19 protein-coding genes are annotated in these 16079 nt (G+C 40.0%); 7 read left to right on the top strand and 12 right to left on the bottom strand.

Features of this window, described 5'->3' with window-relative positions; all coding sequences use genetic code 11:
* Positions 1-2 precede the first annotated feature (2 nt).
* Both LU635_RS13785 and LU635_RS13780 read right to left on the bottom strand, forming a co-directional pair.
* Entirely contained in the window at positions 3-863 is an 861-nt protein-coding gene (locus LU635_RS13785) for a YciC family protein (RefSeq protein ID WP_240100074.1), read from the bottom strand.
* Positions 838-1818, bottom strand: a complete 981-nt coding sequence (locus tag LU635_RS13780) for a stage II sporulation protein M (protein WP_240100073.1) — start codon at positions 1816-1818, stop codon at positions 838-840. Before LU635_RS13780 ends, LU635_RS13785 begins: the two co-directional genes overlap by 26 nt.
* A 33-nt stretch (positions 1819-1851) precedes the next feature.
* Between LU635_RS13780 and LU635_RS13775 the strand changes: the two genes are divergently transcribed.
* On the top strand, positions 1852-2565 hold the full coding sequence (locus LU635_RS13775; RefSeq protein WP_240100072.1) for an RDD family protein: 714 nt from the start codon (positions 1852-1854) through the stop codon (positions 2563-2565).
* Here LU635_RS13775 and LU635_RS13770 read toward each other — a convergent pair whose 3' ends face one another.
* Positions 2566-3339, bottom strand: a complete 774-nt coding sequence (locus LU635_RS13770) for a peptidylprolyl isomerase (RefSeq protein ID WP_240100071.1) — start codon at positions 3337-3339, stop codon at positions 2566-2568. It lies immediately after the preceding gene.
* Here LU635_RS13770 and LU635_RS13765 point away from each other — a divergent pair.
* Positions 3338-3976: an NUDIX hydrolase gene (locus LU635_RS13765; protein ID WP_240100070.1), complete on the top strand. Its 639-nt coding sequence runs from the start codon at positions 3338-3340 to the stop codon at positions 3974-3976. The genes LU635_RS13770 and LU635_RS13765 overlap by 2 nt on opposite strands.
* Positions 3977-4052: 76 nt before the next feature.
* Entirely contained in the window at positions 4053-4871 is an 819-nt protein-coding gene (locus tag LU635_RS13760) for a lysophospholipid acyltransferase family protein (protein WP_240100069.1), read from the top strand.
* 36 nt (positions 4872-4907) lie between these two features.
* Here LU635_RS13760 and LU635_RS13755 read toward each other — a convergent pair whose 3' ends face one another.
* Both LU635_RS13755 and LU635_RS13750 read right to left on the bottom strand, forming a co-directional pair.
* A complete protein-coding gene (locus tag LU635_RS13755; protein WP_240100068.1) occupies positions 4908-5543 on the bottom strand; it encodes a hypothetical protein in 636 nt (211 codons plus the stop codon).
* A gap of 6 nt (positions 5544-5549) precedes the next feature.
* Positions 5550-6044: an RNA polymerase sigma factor gene (locus tag LU635_RS13750; protein WP_240100067.1), complete on the bottom strand. Its 495-nt coding sequence runs from the start codon at positions 6042-6044 to the stop codon at positions 5550-5552.
* Between the two features lie 126 nt (positions 6045-6170).
* On the opposite strand from LU635_RS13750, the gene LU635_RS13745 reads away from it, so the two are divergent.
* On the top strand, positions 6171-7478 hold the full coding sequence (locus LU635_RS13745) for an NAD(P)/FAD-dependent oxidoreductase (RefSeq protein ID WP_240100066.1): 1308 nt from the start codon (positions 6171-6173) through the stop codon (positions 7476-7478).
* Between the two features lie 49 nt (positions 7479-7527).
* On the opposite strand, the gene LU635_RS13740 is transcribed toward LU635_RS13745, so the two are convergent.
* Complete coding sequence (locus LU635_RS13740) at positions 7528-7962, bottom strand: hemerythrin domain-containing protein (protein ID WP_240100065.1); 435 nt, start codon at positions 7960-7962, stop codon at positions 7528-7530.
* A gap of 185 nt (positions 7963-8147) precedes the next feature.
* Between LU635_RS13740 and LU635_RS13735 the strand changes: the two genes are divergently transcribed.
* From LU635_RS13735 to LU635_RS13725, 3 genes are read left to right on the top strand one after another with little or no spacing between them, the layout of a single operon-like run.
* Positions 8148-9473 (top strand): 2TM domain-containing protein, encoded by a 1326-nt coding sequence (locus LU635_RS13735; protein WP_240100064.1) that lies wholly within the window; start codon positions 8148-8150, stop codon positions 9471-9473.
* Positions 9473-9787, top strand: a complete 315-nt coding sequence (locus LU635_RS13730; protein WP_240100063.1) for a 2TM domain-containing protein — start codon at positions 9473-9475, stop codon at positions 9785-9787. Before LU635_RS13735 ends, LU635_RS13730 begins: the two co-directional genes overlap by 1 nt.
* 27 nt (positions 9788-9814) lie before the next feature.
* Positions 9815-10567 carry a LytR/AlgR family response regulator transcription factor gene (locus LU635_RS13725; protein ID WP_240100251.1) on the top strand — a complete coding sequence of 251 codons (753 nt, stop codon included), beginning with the start codon at positions 9815-9817 and terminating at the stop codon, positions 10565-10567.
* A 242-nt stretch (positions 10568-10809) separates the two neighbouring features.
* Here the strand turns inward: LU635_RS13725 and LU635_RS13720 are convergent, their stop codons facing one another.
* From LU635_RS13720 to LU635_RS13695, 6 genes are all read right to left on the bottom strand, one after another.
* A complete protein-coding gene (locus tag LU635_RS13720; protein WP_240100062.1) occupies positions 10810-11604 on the bottom strand; it encodes an anti-sigma factor in 795 nt (264 codons plus the stop codon).
* A 3-nt stretch (positions 11605-11607) separates the two neighbouring features.
* The gene (locus LU635_RS13715) at positions 11608-12138 is read right to left on the bottom strand and encodes an RNA polymerase sigma factor (RefSeq protein WP_240100061.1); all 531 of its coding nucleotides are present in this window, start codon (positions 12136-12138) and stop codon (positions 11608-11610) included.
* Positions 12139-12229: 91 nt separating this feature from the next.
* On the bottom strand, positions 12230-12829 hold the full coding sequence (locus tag LU635_RS13710) for a superoxide dismutase family protein (protein ID WP_240100060.1): 600 nt from the start codon (positions 12827-12829) through the stop codon (positions 12230-12232).
* Between the two features lie 113 nt (positions 12830-12942).
* Entirely contained in the window at positions 12943-14157 is a 1215-nt protein-coding gene (locus LU635_RS13705) for a bifunctional alpha/beta hydrolase/OsmC family protein (RefSeq protein ID WP_240100059.1), read from the bottom strand.
* Positions 14158-14253: 96 nt separating this feature from the next.
* The gene (locus LU635_RS13700) at positions 14254-15009 is read right to left on the bottom strand and encodes a 3-keto-disaccharide hydrolase (RefSeq protein ID WP_240100058.1); all 756 of its coding nucleotides are present in this window, start codon (positions 15007-15009) and stop codon (positions 14254-14256) included.
* A gap of 4 nt (positions 15010-15013) precedes the next feature.
* Positions 15014-16075, bottom strand: a complete 1062-nt coding sequence (locus LU635_RS13695; RefSeq protein WP_240100057.1) for a sugar phosphate isomerase/epimerase family protein — start codon at positions 16073-16075, stop codon at positions 15014-15016.
* Positions 16076-16079: the final 4 nt, after the last annotated feature.

Genomic DNA, 16079 nt, shown 5'->3' with positions numbered 1-16079 from the left:
AACTAATTGTTATTTCCCAGTTTCTGGATGGTTTCGTAGGCCCCGGTAAAGTTCTGTTTTTCGTTCAGATTAAAATATACAAAGGCTACTCCAATGGGAGTAATGCTGTAAATAAGGTACTGGAATATGGAAGTGATAACATTCAGAATGATATATCCCGGCCCAAATACTTCAGACACGTCTGCAGCCGAACCCTCACTGGCTATAATAAATGCCTTGATCATATAAAAGAAAAGAACCGGAAGCTGGAAAATGAGACCTATGAGGTAAACGATGAGACCTATGCAAAGTAAGGTGGCAAAGGTCATCCACCAGTTGTTTTTTACCAGTTGAAAACAGTCAGAGATACTATCCATTACTCCCTCTCTTCTAAAAACCAGAACTGCTGATGCGAGGCTGAGAGGAATGGCTAAATAGATCCCGGGCAGTATGAATAAAAGCATTCCGGCAAAAATGAGTATCCAGGAAATGAAGGTTAGAAGTAGCAGTTTGCCAAAATCACTTTTCATACCGTTTACCACTTCAGTAGAAATGATCTCTCCCTGATTGGTCATATAGGACTTAATTATATGATAAACAGTCCCGGTCATGGTGGTAATATAGAGCAGGTAGGCCAGTAACATCAAGGCAGCCGAAATTACAAAACCTGAACTGTCAAAACCGGAAGCAGACATAAATGAAAAGTCCAGTGTGGCCCATGCATAATAGGTTACAGATGCAATAAGAAGTATAAATACTGGACCCACAAGTTTTAAAAAAATCCTGCCAGCCGGTTTATAATTTTCTCTGAGAAATTTAAAGGTGACGCTCAAAATTTCTCCAAGCTCTCGTTGTTTTTTAAACTGGATGAACTCCTGACTCATTTTTGGATTTTTTTAAAAGATATAACGGATAGTAAACATAGTAAAACAATATCAAAGCCAAAGAGCCGATAATGATTATAATCGCAAGCCAGTCGGGCATTGAGGTGATCCTGGTTACAAAGCCTTCCAGAAAGCCTGCTATGATAAAAAAGGGTATGGTACTTACCACAATTTTTAAACCGTCTTTTATTCCCATAGTAAAAGATTTCAACCTGGAATAGGTCCCGGGAAAGAGAATGCTTTTCCCTACCACAAGGCCTGCACAACCGGCTACGATGATCACCGAAATCTCGATGGTACCGTGGATCCAGATCGTCCTGGCCGATTCCCACAACAGCCCCCTGTCATAAAAGAAATACTGAAAACTACCCAGCATTACCGCATTCTGCATAAGCATAAAAACCGTTCCTATCCCGGCCATGATTCCAAATACAAAGGCCATCAAAGCAACCCTGATGTTATTGATAGTGATCCCCAGGAACATATCGGTTTCCGCAGCTTTCTTGTAAACCGCCATAGGATCGTCATTAGCGATGTTCTCAAGAGTCATATTCACATAGGCATCACCCATGATGGAACGTACAAAGGCAGCATCGGCAGATGAACTGTAAGCTCCTATCAACGAGAAGCCTGCAAATATCAAAAAGCTCAGTAATAATTGTTTCTGATATTTGTGAAATTCTGACGGAAACTCCCTGATAAAAAAGTTGATGATCCTGTTACCGGATTCCTTTTTGGATCTGTAGATCTTCTGATGGGCTGCAGATGTCAGGTCGTTAAGATACCTGGTAGTATTGCTTTTGGGATAAAAGGTTCGGGAATAGCTAAGATCATCGCTTAGCTCCACATAGATATCTGAAAGCTGTTCGGGAGAAAGGCTTCTAATATTTTGAAGGAGGCTTTCATACTTAACCCATTTATCTTTATTTTGCCTTACAAAAGCAGCCTCGCGCATTGTTCTAGAATATAACCCAAAGTAACATATTTAATGGATAACTTTCAAATTGAAACCGCTCAAAATATCAGCATAGAACAGAATGTTGCGGGAATCGGGGAGAGGATACTGGCCTTCCTTATAGACCTGGTTATCATGGTTATCTATATGATCTTTGCTGGACTAATAATGGCAGGTCTGGATACCGATTTGGGTGGTGAAATGATGTATTACCTGGTGCTGGGTTTGCCTACTTTTCTGTATTATTTACTTTGGGAAACATTCTGGGATGGAAGAACACCGGGAAAAGCCCTCATGCAGATAAGGGTTGTGAAAAGTGATGGATTAAGGCCAACCTTTTCAAATTATCTCATCAGATGGCTTTTAAGGATCATAGATATAAGCCTTAGCAGTGGAGGAGTGGCTGTGGTTACCATACTTCTTAATGGAAAGGGACAGAGACTTGGGGACATCGCAGCGGGCACGACCGTCATATCTGAAAGAAGAATAGTTGGTATTGATAATACCCTGCAGGTGGATGTTCCCGAAAATTATCAGCCAAAATACCCGCAGGTGACGGTATTGAGCGACCAGGATATGCAGGAGATCAAAAATCTATACCAGAATGCCAGGAGGGAAGGTCAGCACCACATCATACTTTCATTAAGTAAAAAGCTTGCCGAACTGATGGATGTTAATATGGAAGAAAGACCTCTGGATTTTGTACAGCAGGTTATTACTGATTACAACTATTACACGCAAAAATAATTAGTCCAGGATCTCAATATCCATTTCCACATTGTCTATGGGCCATTCTGAATTGCCCGTTTTTACCTGGGAGATCTTTTCAGCAACGTCCATTCCGGAAATAACCCTGCCAAAGACCGTATGATCATTGTTCAGGTGAGGAGTACCTCCTTTATCCATCACTATGAAGAATTCAAAGGGCGAGGATGCTTTACTTACGTTCTGTTCGGCATATTTAGCTGCTGAAAATGCACCGTAGGTATGTTTGTGACCGGCATCAAACTCACTGGGGATAAGATAATTCCCAACGTCGCCGCGGTTGCTGGCAGTGGTCTGGTTATCGGCATTACCTCCCTGGATAACGAAACCGGGCGCCACTCTGTGAAAGAAGGTGTCATTAAAATATTCATTCTTCACCAGCATGATAAAATTAGCCCTGTGCAGGGGGGTGTCTCGATATAGCTGAACATCTATATTTCCGAATTTAGTCTTGATCCTGACCTTTGTCTCGGGATTCTTCTTTCCGTATTCTGTAAGCGTGGGGATAAACTCTTCCTGGGTAATAGGGAACATCGGATTCTGTTCGATCTTACTTTCCTTTTTATTATCTGCAAGTTCCCGTTTTCTAAGTTCAAAAATACTGTCCCTGGCCCGTTCTATGGAGTCCTGTTTTTTTTGCGCTTTCAGTTCTTCGGGTGATAATCCCTTGGTATCTTTCGATGAAGATTCCTTATCTTCACAACTTGCAAAAATTAGAATAAGGGCAATTGCTATAAAAGAAAGCTTTCTAAACATGGAATTCGAAATTTTTAAAAACAGGATTTCAAAGTTAAAAAAAATGGAGCTTCCCGGAGAGGCGGCACATAGAAAACTGGCACCCCTAATCAGATTAAGGGAACTTTCAGAGATAAATATTTCCGAAAAGAACCCACAGGAGGCCGGTGTTATGGCTGTTTTCTATCCTGATGAGAGCCAGGAAACAAGACTTGTTCTAATTCTCAGAAAAACTTATAAAGGGGTGCATTCCAATCAGATCGGCTTTCCCGGCGGAAGGGCAGAAGAGATGGACAGAGATATACGGGATACCGCATTAAGAGAGACCGAAGAAGAGGTGGGAATCCCAAAGGATCAAATTCTGGTGATCAAAAAGCTTTCCCGCTTATATATCCCGCCTTCCAATTTCTGGGTACAGCCTTTTCTGGGAATTATGGAAAAGACACCGGTTCTAATACCTGAGGAATCTGAAGTTGAAGAAATACTTGAAGTAAGACTAACCGATTTTCTGAACGATGAGAATATCATCTCTCAAAATTTGAGCACGTCTTATGCCAGTAATATTGAGGTGCCGGCCTACAGGCTTAACGGACACGTTGTGTGGGGCGCCACAGGAATGATGTTAAGTGAGATAAGGGAATTGATTTTGAAGATTTAGTCGCAAACTAAATTGCTATATTAGCCGCCGGTTTTGTATCACTGGCTGACAAAACAACAAAAACCAAACTAGGAGAATGGGATTACTAAAAAAGAATCCATTTGGACATTATTTGATTCTGAAAAAGTGGTTGATACGTATTTTTGGTGTGTTGACACACAGACGTTATCGTGGATTCAATGAACTGCAGATAGAAGGTTCTGAGATCATCAAGAACCTTCCCGGTACCAATGTGCTTTTTGTTAGTAATCATCAAACCTATTTTGCCGATGTTACCGCCATGTTCCATGTTTTCAATGCAAGTCTTAGTGGAAGGGTAGACAGTATCAAGAATGTGGGATATCTATGGCAGCCTAAGCTCAATATTTATTATGTAGCGGCAAAGGAAACCATGAAGGCCGGATTGCTTGCCAGGATAATGGCTTATGCCGGTGCGGTTACCGTGGAGCGTACATGGAGAGCCAAGGGTAAGGAAATAAAACGGGAGGTAAATCCCAATGACACGGAAAATATTGGAAAAGCTCTTCGAGATGGCTGGGTTATCACTTTTCCTCAGGGAACCACCAAACCTTTTAAACCAATTCGCAAAGGCACAGCTTATATTATCAAGCAACATAAGCCTATAGTAATTCCCATTGTAATAGATGGTTTTAGAAGGTCTTTCGATAAAAAAGGCCTAAGGATCAAGAAGAGAGGGATTCTGCAGACTTTTCAAATAAAGGAACCTTTAGAGATAGATTATGAAAATGAGAGCGTGGAAGAGATTGTCGAAAAGCTTGAGTATGCCATAGAACAACATCCTTCTTTCCTCAAGGTAATCCCGACAGAGGAGATCGAGGTCATGGAAGAACTCAATGAAAAAAGACGCTGGAGCTATAAAGAACCGGAGTCTTAAACTACCGGTTAGTACCAGTCTCTTAGAAGTGACAGGTTACATTTCCAGTTTTTTCAATTCTTTATAATTCTTATTCAGTCTTCGCAAAAGAATTCCGTATATCACACGGTAGATAAGCCATATTACGGCCAGGAATATTCCCAGTATAAGGAGTATTGCACCTATAAAAAGTAACCATTGCATGGTGTCAAATTGCATATCAGTGGAAGTGGGTTCTATGGTGAGCATATGGTTCCTGATAATTAGAAAAAGGCCTACCAGAAAGGTTATTCCGCTGGAAATAAGAACAAAAGCAATATAGTATTTTACCGTCTTCCGGGTCTTAAGTATATTCTTCATAAGTCTCGAAGCACTGTCTGTGGTAGAGATACGCCTGTAGTTCTTATAAAACTTAAAGATGAAATAGAACGTGATCGAGTAGCTCACAATATAGGCGCCTATGGTGAATTCAGTAAGGTCGAATTCTTTCATCCTGTTCCAGTAATCATCATCGGCCAGGACGATATTGAGCACCGTTCCCAGCAAAAATTCGAGAATACTGATGATGAAGATCCATTTAACAATAGAATGGGATCTTTTCCAAATCATCTTATAGATTTCATCATAGGTTAGATGAGGCAGGTTTCTTTCCTGCTTTTTCCAATCCTCTTTTAACAGATCTAAATTATCCATAGTTTATCAAGGATTAATAATATTTTTCAATTTGGTTTTTACTCTGTTCATTTTCACTCTTGCATTTACTTCAGAGATCCCAAGGGTATCTGAGATCTCTGCATAATTCTTGTCTTCGAGATAAAGAAATACCAGGGCCTTATCAATATCGTTCAACTGGCGTATAGCCTCATACATCAGCTTTAAATGCTGTTCGGCTTCATCGTTGTATACTTCAGCCTTAATCTTAAAATGCACATTATCATAATCCTGGGTTTTTATGCTTCTTTTCTTCTTTCGGTAAAGCGTAATTGCCGTGTTCAGGGCTACCCGGTACATCCATGTACTGAATTTAGAATCCCCTCTGAATTTTGGATAGGCTTTCCAAAGCTGAATAGTAATTTCCTGGAAAAGATCGTTATGTGATTCCTGATCATGGGTATAGATACGACAGATTTTATGTGCTATATTCTGGTGTTTCTCCAGATTTTTTACAAACTGATGTTCTAATTCCTTGTTCACGAAACTTTGGTTAGCATTTAATAGGTAGCCAAACAGAATGCTATGTTACAAAAAACTTTAATTTAAAGTTAATCCATCCCCAATTCCTTACATAAATCTTAAATTTGGCTAAAACCAGCCGAGAGTATGAATATTCCAAAAACTGAATTACCCAGAGTTGTAATCATAGGTGGTGGTTTTGCCGGAATGGCCTTAGCCCGAAAAATCCTGAAGGAAGATATGCAAATGGTAATGCTGGACAGGCATAACTATCATACCTTTCAGCCTTTGCTTTATCAGGTATCAACATCAGGACTGGAACCTGATTCCATTGCCTATCCGCTTAGAAAGATCACCAGAGACAACCCGAAATGTTTTTTCAGGCTTGCTGAGGTCTCTTCTATTTCAGCTGATTCCAACACTATTCATACCAGCATTGGTGATCTCGTGTATGATTACCTTGTAATTGCAACGGGCTCCAAGACCAACTTCTTCGGAAATGAAAGTATAGAGAAACATGGAATGTGGATGAAAACCGTTCCGCAGGCCCTCAATATTAGAAGTCTTATTCTGGAAAACCTTGAACAGGCTACCATAACTGAAGATCCCGAAGAAAGGAAAGCCCTGCTCAATTTTGTACTTGTAGGAGCAGGACCCACGGGAGTGGAATTGAGTGGAGCTATTGCAGAACTCAGAAATCACATTGTGCCCAAGGATTACCCTGATATTGATCCCAATGAGATGAACATACATTTACTGGAAGGTCTGGACAGGGTATTGCCGCCAATGAGTGAGCATGCCTCCAGGAAAGCCCATAGATTTCTGGAAGAACTGGGTGTGAAGATACATCTTAATACCATGGTGGAGAGTTACGATGGTCATATTGTAAAGACCAATACAGAACTTGCCATTAAATCGGAAACCTTTATCTGGTCAGCCGGTGTAAAAGGAGCGCCTGTAGCTGGCCTTAATGCTTCTGCTATGGTTGAAAGAGCCGGGCGTTATGAGGTAAATGCTTTTAATCAGGTACAGGGTTATGAGAATATCTTCGCGATAGGAGATATAGCCCTTATGCAAACCGAGGAATTTCCAAAAGGGCATCCCATGGTTGCACAACCTGCAATACAACAGGGTAAGCATCTGGCAAAGAATATCAAACATCTTGTAAGGGGCGAAAAATTAGAGCCGTTTGAATATTACGATAAAGGTACTATGGCTACAGTAGGAAGAAACCGGGCGGTGGTAGACCTTGGAAAATGGAGGTTCTCAGGTTTCTTTGCCTGGTTCGTATGGATGTTTGTGCACTTATGGTTTCTTGTAGGCTTTAGAAACCGAACCGTGACTTTCTTTAACTGGATCTATAATTATATAAATTATGATAAAGCAGCCAGATTGATTATACGTCCTTTCAAGGGAAAAGAAGAGACCATGACCATTGAAAGGGATAAGGTTTAGAAAAAACTGTCTAAAAAGTACTTAAGTACTTTCCAGACAATCTCTTTTTTTATCTATTTTCCCTGATTTCCTTGTTATAACTTGAAGCCAGGTCGGTCTTTTGCTTTTCGGTTAGCGCCTTTCCCGCCATTTGAAATACCTCATGTTCTTCTTCGTCCAGGTGGTGTATGAGTTGGTGTTCCAAATCTTTGGCGATCTTCAACCAGTTAGAAGCATCCATTTCGGTATCTTCCAGTTGCTCTACCAGTTCATCCATTTCATGATGCTCCGCCACGCTATGCCGAGCCTTTTCCTGGGTAAGATCCTTCTCCATTAGCGGTACATAAAAATGACGTTCTTCGGCATCTTCATGAATCTTTAATTCGTGCTTCAGTTTTGCAAATATCTTTTTTCTTTCTTCGGTCTTTCCTTCAGTTTTTATGAGTTTGTCAATCAGATCTCTCTGAATTTCATGTTCCTGTCTTAAGGCTTCAAATATGGTCATTATTTAATTTTTTTTGATTTGATTCCAAGTTATTCATTTTAATGTTAAAGATTATTTAATTTTCAGGTTGAAAAGCCAAAATTGAGACAAGACTACAATTCAGGAAAGAGAATCTACAATTCAGAAAGTTTAATTTCCGGAATTTATTAAAGGAATCCATCTTAGCAGAAGATTAAAGGAAATTGATGAAATACTTTTATAAAATATTAAGGATCAGCGTTGCGATCTCAATTATTATTATTCTGCTGGATATAACCTTTAGCGGATTGCATTTCCAAAAAATGCTGGATTTCAAATACTGGGGTATCCATTTTTTCTACACTTTTATACTTACCGCCATCAACATTTTCTATTTTAAATTCTTCAGCAAGAAGATAGGCTGGGAGGGAGCCGATTTAAAGAGGGTGGCTATGGCTTCTGGCGGATCTATTGTTGTTACCCTTATAGGTTTCTTTTTTTGTCGGATGGTGGATGAGACGGTTTTTGAGGGAAAGGAACTGCAAACATTTTTCGAGAATGAAAGTATCGGGTTTTACTTTTTCCCTTTGCTGTTCACCACCATAATATCGCTTTTCTTTCACCTTATTTATTTCTACAAGGCGCTTCAGGAAAAAAAGGTAAAGGAACAGAAGATCATAGCAGGTACGGCTTCGGCAAAATTCGATGCCTTGAAGAATCAGCTTGACCCGCATTTCCTTTTTAATAGCCTTAATGTGCTGGCTTCATTAATCGATGAGAACCCTGAACAGGCCCAACGATTTACTACGTCCCTTTCTAAAGTATACAGATATGTACTGGAACAAAAAGATAAGGAGCTTGTAAGCCTGGAAGAGGAACTTGCCTTTGCCCAGACCTACATGAAGTTGCTGAAAATGCGTTTTGAGAATAGTATTTCCTTTGAGATCCCGGAAGCTATCTCAACGGAAGAAGCAAAAGTGGTTCCATTATCATTACAATTACTGCTTGAAAATACCATCAAGCATAACATTGTTAGTGAAGAAAAACCTTTGCATATAAGGATCTATGAAGAAGATGGTTGCCTGGTTATAGAAAACAATTTTCAGAAGAAAGAAGTTCTCGGTACCCGAAAAGGAGTAGGACTTCAAAATATAGTGAACCGCTATAATGAAATTACCAAACGCGAGGTCATCATAGAACAAACTGAAGAGTACTTCAGAGTTAAATTACCTGTATTAACTAAACAAATTTCAATTATGAACACGAACGAAAACAATCAGGAAAATGCCTATTTCAAGGCTAAACAGCGGGTAAAGGAGATCAAGGAATTTTACGGCAATCTAATTTCATATTGTGTGGTAATTCCGTTCCTTATCTTTATAAACTATTATACTTATTGGGAATTTCAATGGTTTTGGTTCCCGCTCTTTGGATGGGGTATAGGACTTACCATTCACGGTTTCTCGGTTTTTGGATATGGATCAGACTGGGAAGAACGTAAGATAAGGGAACTAATGGAAAAAGATAATGCTCAAACAAACTCATGGAAATAATGGAAACTAATTATAAGCAGAACATAAGGTATAAGGCAGCTCAAAAAAGAGTTAAGGACATTAAAGGTTTCTATGTTCATTTAACCGTTTATATCTTCATCAATATTGCTATTTTTATCGTTAATGCAAGGGGCGATGGTTTTATTGAGGGACTTACGGATATTTCTAATTACTCAACTGTTTTCTTTTGGGGGATCGGAATTATAGCCCATTGGGCAAGCGTTTTTGGTCCCAACTTCCTGTTTACCAAAAAGTGGGAAGAAAAGAAGATTAAAGAGATTATGGAACAGGACAAAAAGAAGATCTGGAAATAGGACTATTCACTTATTAAGCTTGACGTGATCGAAGTAATAATTATTGAAGACGAAAAGCCTGCAGCAAGACGTTTGCAGCGTATGCTTTCTAAATTAGGTATAGAAACAAAAACCATGTTACATTCGGTTGCAGAAGCGGTAGAATGGTTCAGTTCACATGAACATCCCGATCTTATCTTCCTGGATATCCAGTTAAGCGACGGACTTTCTTTTGAGATATTCGACCATATAAAGACCGATAGCGCCATTATTTTCACCACTGCCTATGATGAATATGCATTAAGGGCTTTTAAACTGAATAGTATTGATTATTTACTGAAACCCATAGATGAGGAAGAGCTGGAAACAGCCATCAAAAAATTCAGGCACACGCAGCATCAGGCTGAAAATATTAATGTAAAGGAATTAAGATCGTTACTGAATCTCTCCGGCGGTAAAAATTATAAAAACAGGTTCACGGCGCAGGTGGGGCAGCATTTAAAACTTGTGGAAACTTCGGATATTGCCTGTTTTTTTTCCGAGAACAAAACCACCTATATGCACTGTTATTCCGGCAGGAACTATCCTGTTGAGGTCTCTCTGGAGCAGCTGGACGAAGAACTGGACCCGGAAAAGTTCTTCCGAATCAACCGGAAGTGCCTATTGAATATCGATGCCATCAGGGATATAGTTTCCTATACGAATTCAAGACTTGAAATAAAACTCAATAACTTCGATGAATTTCAGCTCATTGTTAGCCGGGAGCGCGTAAAGGATTTTAAGGTCTGGTTGAACAACTAAGATCGAAATTGTTAAAATTGTTCCTTTAAAAAACCGCTTTCCATTTCTTTCCGTATATCTAGTTACAGAACCTTAAATTTTTGTTTGAATAATTTCTTTGGTCAAATTATGTCGATTTGATTTTTTGGTTGGTTAGATGCCCGGAGAGTTCAAATTCCCCTGGAATACTCTCCCGGTATTTACTAAAGAAAGCTCCACGCTAAGGCGTAGGGCCTTCTTATTTTCCAGTATGAAAATTTAAATTAGGGAGCTGCAACAGCACCCAGTACATAGAGCTGATCCATGGTTGGAGATTCACTGCCGCCTTCAGGCTCAAGTGTTATTCCAAATGCTTCAGACTGGTTCGCATTTTCCAGGGTAAAAATCTTATTCTCATCACTACTGAACTCATCGAGGAGACCAATACTGGTTGGAGTAAGCGGTTCAAGTTTTAATGACCAAACCTGGTAAACTTTTCCTCTTGGAGGCTCAGGAAGATCTTTAGCATCTATATAGGCTTTATTTTCGTTTTTGTTCCAGTAAACGGTCGCATAAGCTTCGGGCGCAACATTCTGGCCTTGCAGCTGGATCCTGGAAACGTCTTTATCCCTCAAAACGGCAAGGAGCTCCCTCGTCTTTTCAGCATCGTCCCGTGCATCGGCGATCTGCTGTTCCATTCTTGCTGTGCGTGCCTTTTCTGAATTCAGCTGCTCTCTAAGCTCATTATTATCACCTATCAAAAAGAACAGACCAATAAGTAGAACGATAGATGCAGCCCAGCCGATATAGGAAACCCATTTAGTTTTACTTTTGCGTTCTATTCTTATTACATCCTTATCAGCCAGTTTTTCTTTGATACTTGAAAGGAGAACATCAGGGTTATAAGGAGCGGCTGCAGAAGAAAGTTGCTGCAATGCATGCTCAATTTCCTCAACTTCCTTACGAATCTCGGGATGCTCTTTTAGCGCTTTGCTAACTTCACGACTTTCCTCTTCGGTGAGAGCCCCGTAAACATAAAGTTCAAGTATTCCAGATGAGATGTATTCTTCTATATCCATTTCTTATTCAACTAGCATTTCCCGAAGTTTATTTATACAAGCCCTGTTCTTGGTTTTTACTGTTCCCAGGGGCATTTCAAGTTCTTCGGCTGTTTCCTTTTGGGTAAAGCCTTTAAAGAAAAGCAGGTCTATTAATTTCTTACAGACAGGTTTTAGAATATCAATATATTTTTTAATTCCAATGGCGTCAGTTTTTGCAGAAAAGTGAGATTTGTTCTCTAAAATATCTACGAAATTATCGGCTTTTAGGTTTTTTTGCTTGTTCTTATGGCTTTTGGACCTAATCTGGTCTATAGAGGCATTTCTGGCAATATTCAGGATCCAGGTAAAGAATCTTCCCTTATCAGAATTGTAAGAAGCTGAGTTTTCCCATATTTTCAGAAATACGTCCTGTAATATTTCTTCCGCAACCTTCTCATCATGGACTATGCTGTAAATTATCCCATAAATACTTTCGGAATAGAACTCGTAGATCCTTTCAAAAGCTCTCTGATTACCCTTCTGTAATTCGAGAATTAATCCGTCCTGCTGCATGAATATTATTTATTGAATTAAATATAGTTTTAAATAACAAATAAAAAAAGCGGCTGCGAGGCCGCTCTTCAATTAAAAACAATAGATAATATTATTGCTGGATTACACCACAACCCACACGGGTACCTGCTGCACCAGATGGCTGGGAGGTATAGTCATCTACTCCGTCATGAACTATAATCCCTTTTCCCAATATATCTTTTTTCTCGTCACCACAACCAATACACCATTCGTCTGTACTCATATTAACGGTACCATTACCATTGGCGTCTACTTCAAAGTTTCCTATATCACCCTTGTGATATCCTTCAGCATGCCCCCATTCTCCATGAGGCTCATCTGTCGGATTCCAGTGGCCGCCTGCTGATTTCCCGTCAGGAGCAGAGCAGTCACCTTTTTCATGAATGTGAATGGCGTGTGTACCTTCCGAAAGGCCACTGATGATTGCCGTCATGGAAACCTCACCGTCTTCTTCTGTGAAAACAACATTTCCGCTAAGGTTAGAATCACTAACTGCCTGAAGCTCTACCTCTACCTTCTTAACTTCTTCCATTTCTGTTTCGGTTTCCATATCAGAAGTCATTTCAGTTTCTGACATGTCATCCATTTCTTCATTTTCTTTGTTCTCATTCTTGCAGCCAAAAAGTATAAGGCTTGTGCAAAAAATAAGGGATAAACTAATACGTTTCATAATGTCTCGATTGGTTTAATTATCTAATTAATATTCTAAATTAAGCCTATTCACAGGTATCACCAAAGATTTAAGGATTGCTTAACAAAGCTCTGCTCAGCTCCTTTGCGCTGTTAGGCATTCTTTAACTGCGTGCTTATCTCGGCCTTTGATGACAAGGTTCTGTGAACCGGACATTTGTCTGCTATCTCCAGAAGTCGTTCTTTCTGAGATTCTTCCAGGTCTCCTTTTAGAATGATCTCTCTTTCAAAATGATCTATTTTCGCAGAATCTTTCTCACAATTCTCACAATCTACGGAATGCTTTTTTGAATAACTTACGTGGGTTTCCACATTTTCTATTTTCCACTTTTTTCTGCGAGCATACATTTGCAGGGTCATGGAGGTACAGGCAGCAAGACCACTGGAAACTAGTTCATAAGGGTTAGGCCCAAAATCGTTTCCTCCAACACTCTTAGGTTCATCTGCTATGAAATGATGGTTACCGGCGATCATTTGTGTGGAGAAGCCTTCAGCTCCAAGATTAGCCATAACCTCATGATCGGTATTAAGTTCCTGTACTTCCGGTTCTTCAATATACCTGGATGCCCAGGCCGCAATCACATTTGCCACATAATAGGAATCGCTTTCCCTACTAAGCAAATGGTCTGCACCATCTAGAGATATAAAACTCTTTGGATGCCGGGCTGCCCGGTATAATTCTTCTGCATGATCTATAGATACTATATTGTCCTGGGGAGAATGCAGGATAAGAATCGACTTTCTAATATCCTTCAGAGCGGTGGCATTTTCATTTGCCTTTAGATCTTCCACAAAGTGCTCTTTTATTTTAAATTTTCTGCTGCCTATATTTACAGTCGCAAACCCTTCTTCCTCAATCTCATCCATGCTCGATTCAAAATGTTTCTGAACATGAGATAAACTTGAAGGAGAGTTTATAGTCGCTATGCATTTTATTGAAGGTGTCTTTTTAGATGCGAACAATGCTGCCGCACCGCCCAGCGAATGTCCAATAATCAGGCTCGGAGCCTTATATTCTTTTCCCAGGAACTCTGAAGCGGCCATAAGGTCTTCCACGTTTCCCGAAAAGTTCGTTTCGGCAAATTCACCTTCGCTTTCTCCAAGTCCCGTAAAGTCAAACCTTAACACTCCGTAACCCTTGGAAGCCATACTTCTACTAATATTGGTTGGCGCATGAAAATTTTTATTACAGGTAAAGCAATGGGCAAAAATGGCAAAGTTATGAGGCTTTCTGTTTGTAGGCAGTTCAAGTACACCTCTTAAAGTCTGGGATTCGGAATTTTTAAAACTTACATCGATCTTCTGCATGACTGTATTTTTAGTTTAAGGTAAGATTTTATTGAAAAATTACTAAAGAAAAAAAAAGCTGCCATTGCAGGCAGCTCTTTCAGTTTAGTGTTAGTTCTATAGTTGTTTAACTTTAATGTTCCTGAACCATACTTTATTACCGTGGTCCTGCAGGGCGATATGACCTTTTTTACTGGTACCGAAGCTTTCCCAGTCCTTGAACTTTGAATTGCTGACCATCTCTTCCCATTCTTTACCATGAACCGGAAATTCAACCACTTTTGTTCCATTAAGCTGTACCCAGCCTATATTTTCCTCATGATCTATATGGATAACTTGTTTATTCCATTCTCCTGCAGGTTTGGTTACATCCTCACTTGGTGGAACCATATCGTATAGAGCTCCTGCAGTTCGGTTAAGCCCATTCTTGGCATCGGGATGTCTCTTGTTATCAAGTACCTGGATCTCAGGTCCGGTTAGATAAGGTTCATTGTACTTCTCATCTTCCTGTACCCCCCACATAATTCCTGAATTACCTCCTTCAGAGATTTTCCATTCAATCGATAATTCGAAATTGCCAAATTCTTTTTCTGTGATAAGATTTTCTGAGCCTTCCACTTCTTCAGAAGGAGTAAAGGCGATTACACCATCTTCAACCTTCCACTGGTCAGAAATTTCATCCTTGTTATAGGCCTTCCAACCGTCAAGATTTTCGCCGTTAAAGAGCTCCTCCCATTCGCTTTGTTCTTTTTCTTCTTTTGCAGCCATTTCTTCAGTCTCCTTTATATCTGTTTCCGCTGAATCTTTCTTTTCATTCTTACATGCCGTTAGAGCAAGTACAGAGCAGGTTAATATAAAAAGTGTTTTCTTCATGTTTTCAATCGTTGTTAAGTCCTAGAATTCGTTTTAGTTTGTTTTCATCGATCTCAGATCCTGCAAAATCGTCAAATCTTTTCTGGGTTGCCTCAATAATGTGTTTCTGAATGAAAGGGGCTCCTTCTTTTGCTCCCTGTTCAGGAGATTTTATGCAGCATTCCCATTCCAGAACTGCCCATACGTCACAACCATATTCGGTAAGTTTGGAAAAGATGGTCTTAAAATCCACCTGTCCATCTCCAGGGTGGCGATATCTTCCGGCTCTGTCACGCCAGTCACCATAGCCACCAAACATTCCTTTCTTACCGGTAGGATTGAATTCGGCATCCTTTACATGAAACATTTTTATATAATCGTGGTAATAGTCTATATACTCAATGTAATCCAGTTGCTGAAGAATAAAATGACTGGGGTCGTAAAGTATCTTTACACGGTTGTGGTGGTGGGTATGATCCAGAAAACGCTCAAAAGTGACCCCATCATGCAAGTCTTCCCCAGGATGGATCTCATAACAAACATCCACTCCCTGTTCATCAAATTCATTCAGGATCGGTATCCAGCGTTTGGCAAGTTCAGAAAATCCCATTTCAAGGAGACCTTCAGGCCGCTGTGGCCATGGGTGAGCCGTATGCCATAATAATGAACCGCTGAAGGTCCCATGCACATCAATACCAAGGTTTCTGCTGGCTTTTGCAGCATACATAAGCTGGTCTACCGCCCATTTGGTGCGCTCCTTTGGATTATTTTTATATTCATCTGGTGCAAAATTATCGAACATGATGTCATAAGCAGGGTGCACCGCCACAAGTTGGCCCTGCAGGTGAGTGCTCAGCTCGGTGATCTCTAATCCATAAGATTCAACTTTTCCCTTTAATTCATCACAATATGTTTTGCTTTCAGCAGCTTTCTTAAGATCTATCAGCCTGGTTTCCCAGGTTGGGATCTGTATTCCTTTATAACCTAAAGATGAAGCCCATTTACACATCCCTTCCAGCGAATTGAAAGGTTCTTTATCATCCATGAACTGGGCTAAAAAAACTGCCGGTCCTTTGATAGTCTTCATAATT

The sequence above is a fragment of the Christiangramia crocea genome (genome assembly GCF_022410465.1).
Lineage (GTDB): Bacteria > Bacteroidota > Bacteroidia > Flavobacteriales > Flavobacteriaceae > Christiangramia > Christiangramia crocea.
Note: the sequence above shows the minus strand (reverse complement) of the source record. Positions and strands in the feature narration are given on the sequence as shown.

Bases quoted from the DNA above. Each gene is read 5' to 3' on its own strand.
- LU635_RS13730 (WP_240100063.1), top strand. From the start codon at position 9,473: ATGGAAACTAATTATAAGCAGAACATAAGGTATAAGGCAGCTCAAAAA.
- LU635_RS13775 (WP_240100072.1), top strand. From the start codon at position 1,852: ATGGATAACTTTCAAATTGAAACCGCTCAAAATATCAGCATAGAACAG.
- LU635_RS13710 (WP_240100060.1), bottom strand. From the start codon at position 12,829: ATGAAACGTATTAGTTTATCCCTTATTTTTTGCACAAGCCTTATACTT.
- LU635_RS13765 (WP_240100070.1), top strand. From the start codon at position 3,338: ATGGAATTCGAAATTTTTAAAAACAGGATTTCAAAGTTAAAAAAAATG.
- LU635_RS13700 (WP_240100058.1), bottom strand. From the start codon at position 15,009: ATGAAGAAAACACTTTTTATATTAACCTGCTCTGTACTTGCTCTAACG.
- LU635_RS13695 (WP_240100057.1), bottom strand. From the start codon at position 16,075: ATGAAGACTATCAAAGGACCGGCAGTTTTTTTAGCCCAGTTCATGGAT.
- LU635_RS13760 (WP_240100069.1), top strand. From the start codon at position 4,053: ATGGGATTACTAAAAAAGAATCCATTTGGACATTATTTGATTCTGAAA.
- LU635_RS13720 (WP_240100062.1), bottom strand. From the start codon at position 11,604: ATGGATATAGAAGAATACATCTCATCTGGAATACTTGAACTTTATGTT.
- LU635_RS13770 (WP_240100071.1), bottom strand. From the start codon at position 3,339: ATGTTTAGAAAGCTTTCTTTTATAGCAATTGCCCTTATTCTAATTTTT.
- LU635_RS13705 (WP_240100059.1), bottom strand. From the start codon at position 14,157: ATGCAGAAGATCGATGTAAGTTTTAAAAATTCCGAATCCCAGACTTTA.
- LU635_RS13780 (WP_240100073.1), bottom strand. From the start codon at position 1,818: ATGCGCGAGGCTGCTTTTGTAAGGCAAAATAAAGATAAATGGGTTAAG.
- LU635_RS13740 (WP_240100065.1), bottom strand. From the start codon at position 7,962: ATGACCATATTTGAAGCCTTAAGACAGGAACATGAAATTCAGAGAGAT.
- LU635_RS13745 (WP_240100066.1), top strand. From the start codon at position 6,171: ATGAATATTCCAAAAACTGAATTACCCAGAGTTGTAATCATAGGTGGT.
- LU635_RS13735 (WP_240100064.1), top strand. From the start codon at position 8,148: ATGAAATACTTTTATAAAATATTAAGGATCAGCGTTGCGATCTCAATT.
- LU635_RS13785 (WP_240100074.1), bottom strand. From the start codon at position 863: ATGAGTCAGGAGTTCATCCAGTTTAAAAAACAACGAGAGCTTGGAGAA.
- LU635_RS13715 (WP_240100061.1), bottom strand. From the start codon at position 12,138: ATGCAGCAGGACGGATTAATTCTCGAATTACAGAAGGGTAATCAGAGA.
- LU635_RS13755 (WP_240100068.1), bottom strand. From the start codon at position 5,543: ATGGATAATTTAGATCTGTTAAAAGAGGATTGGAAAAAGCAGGAAAGA.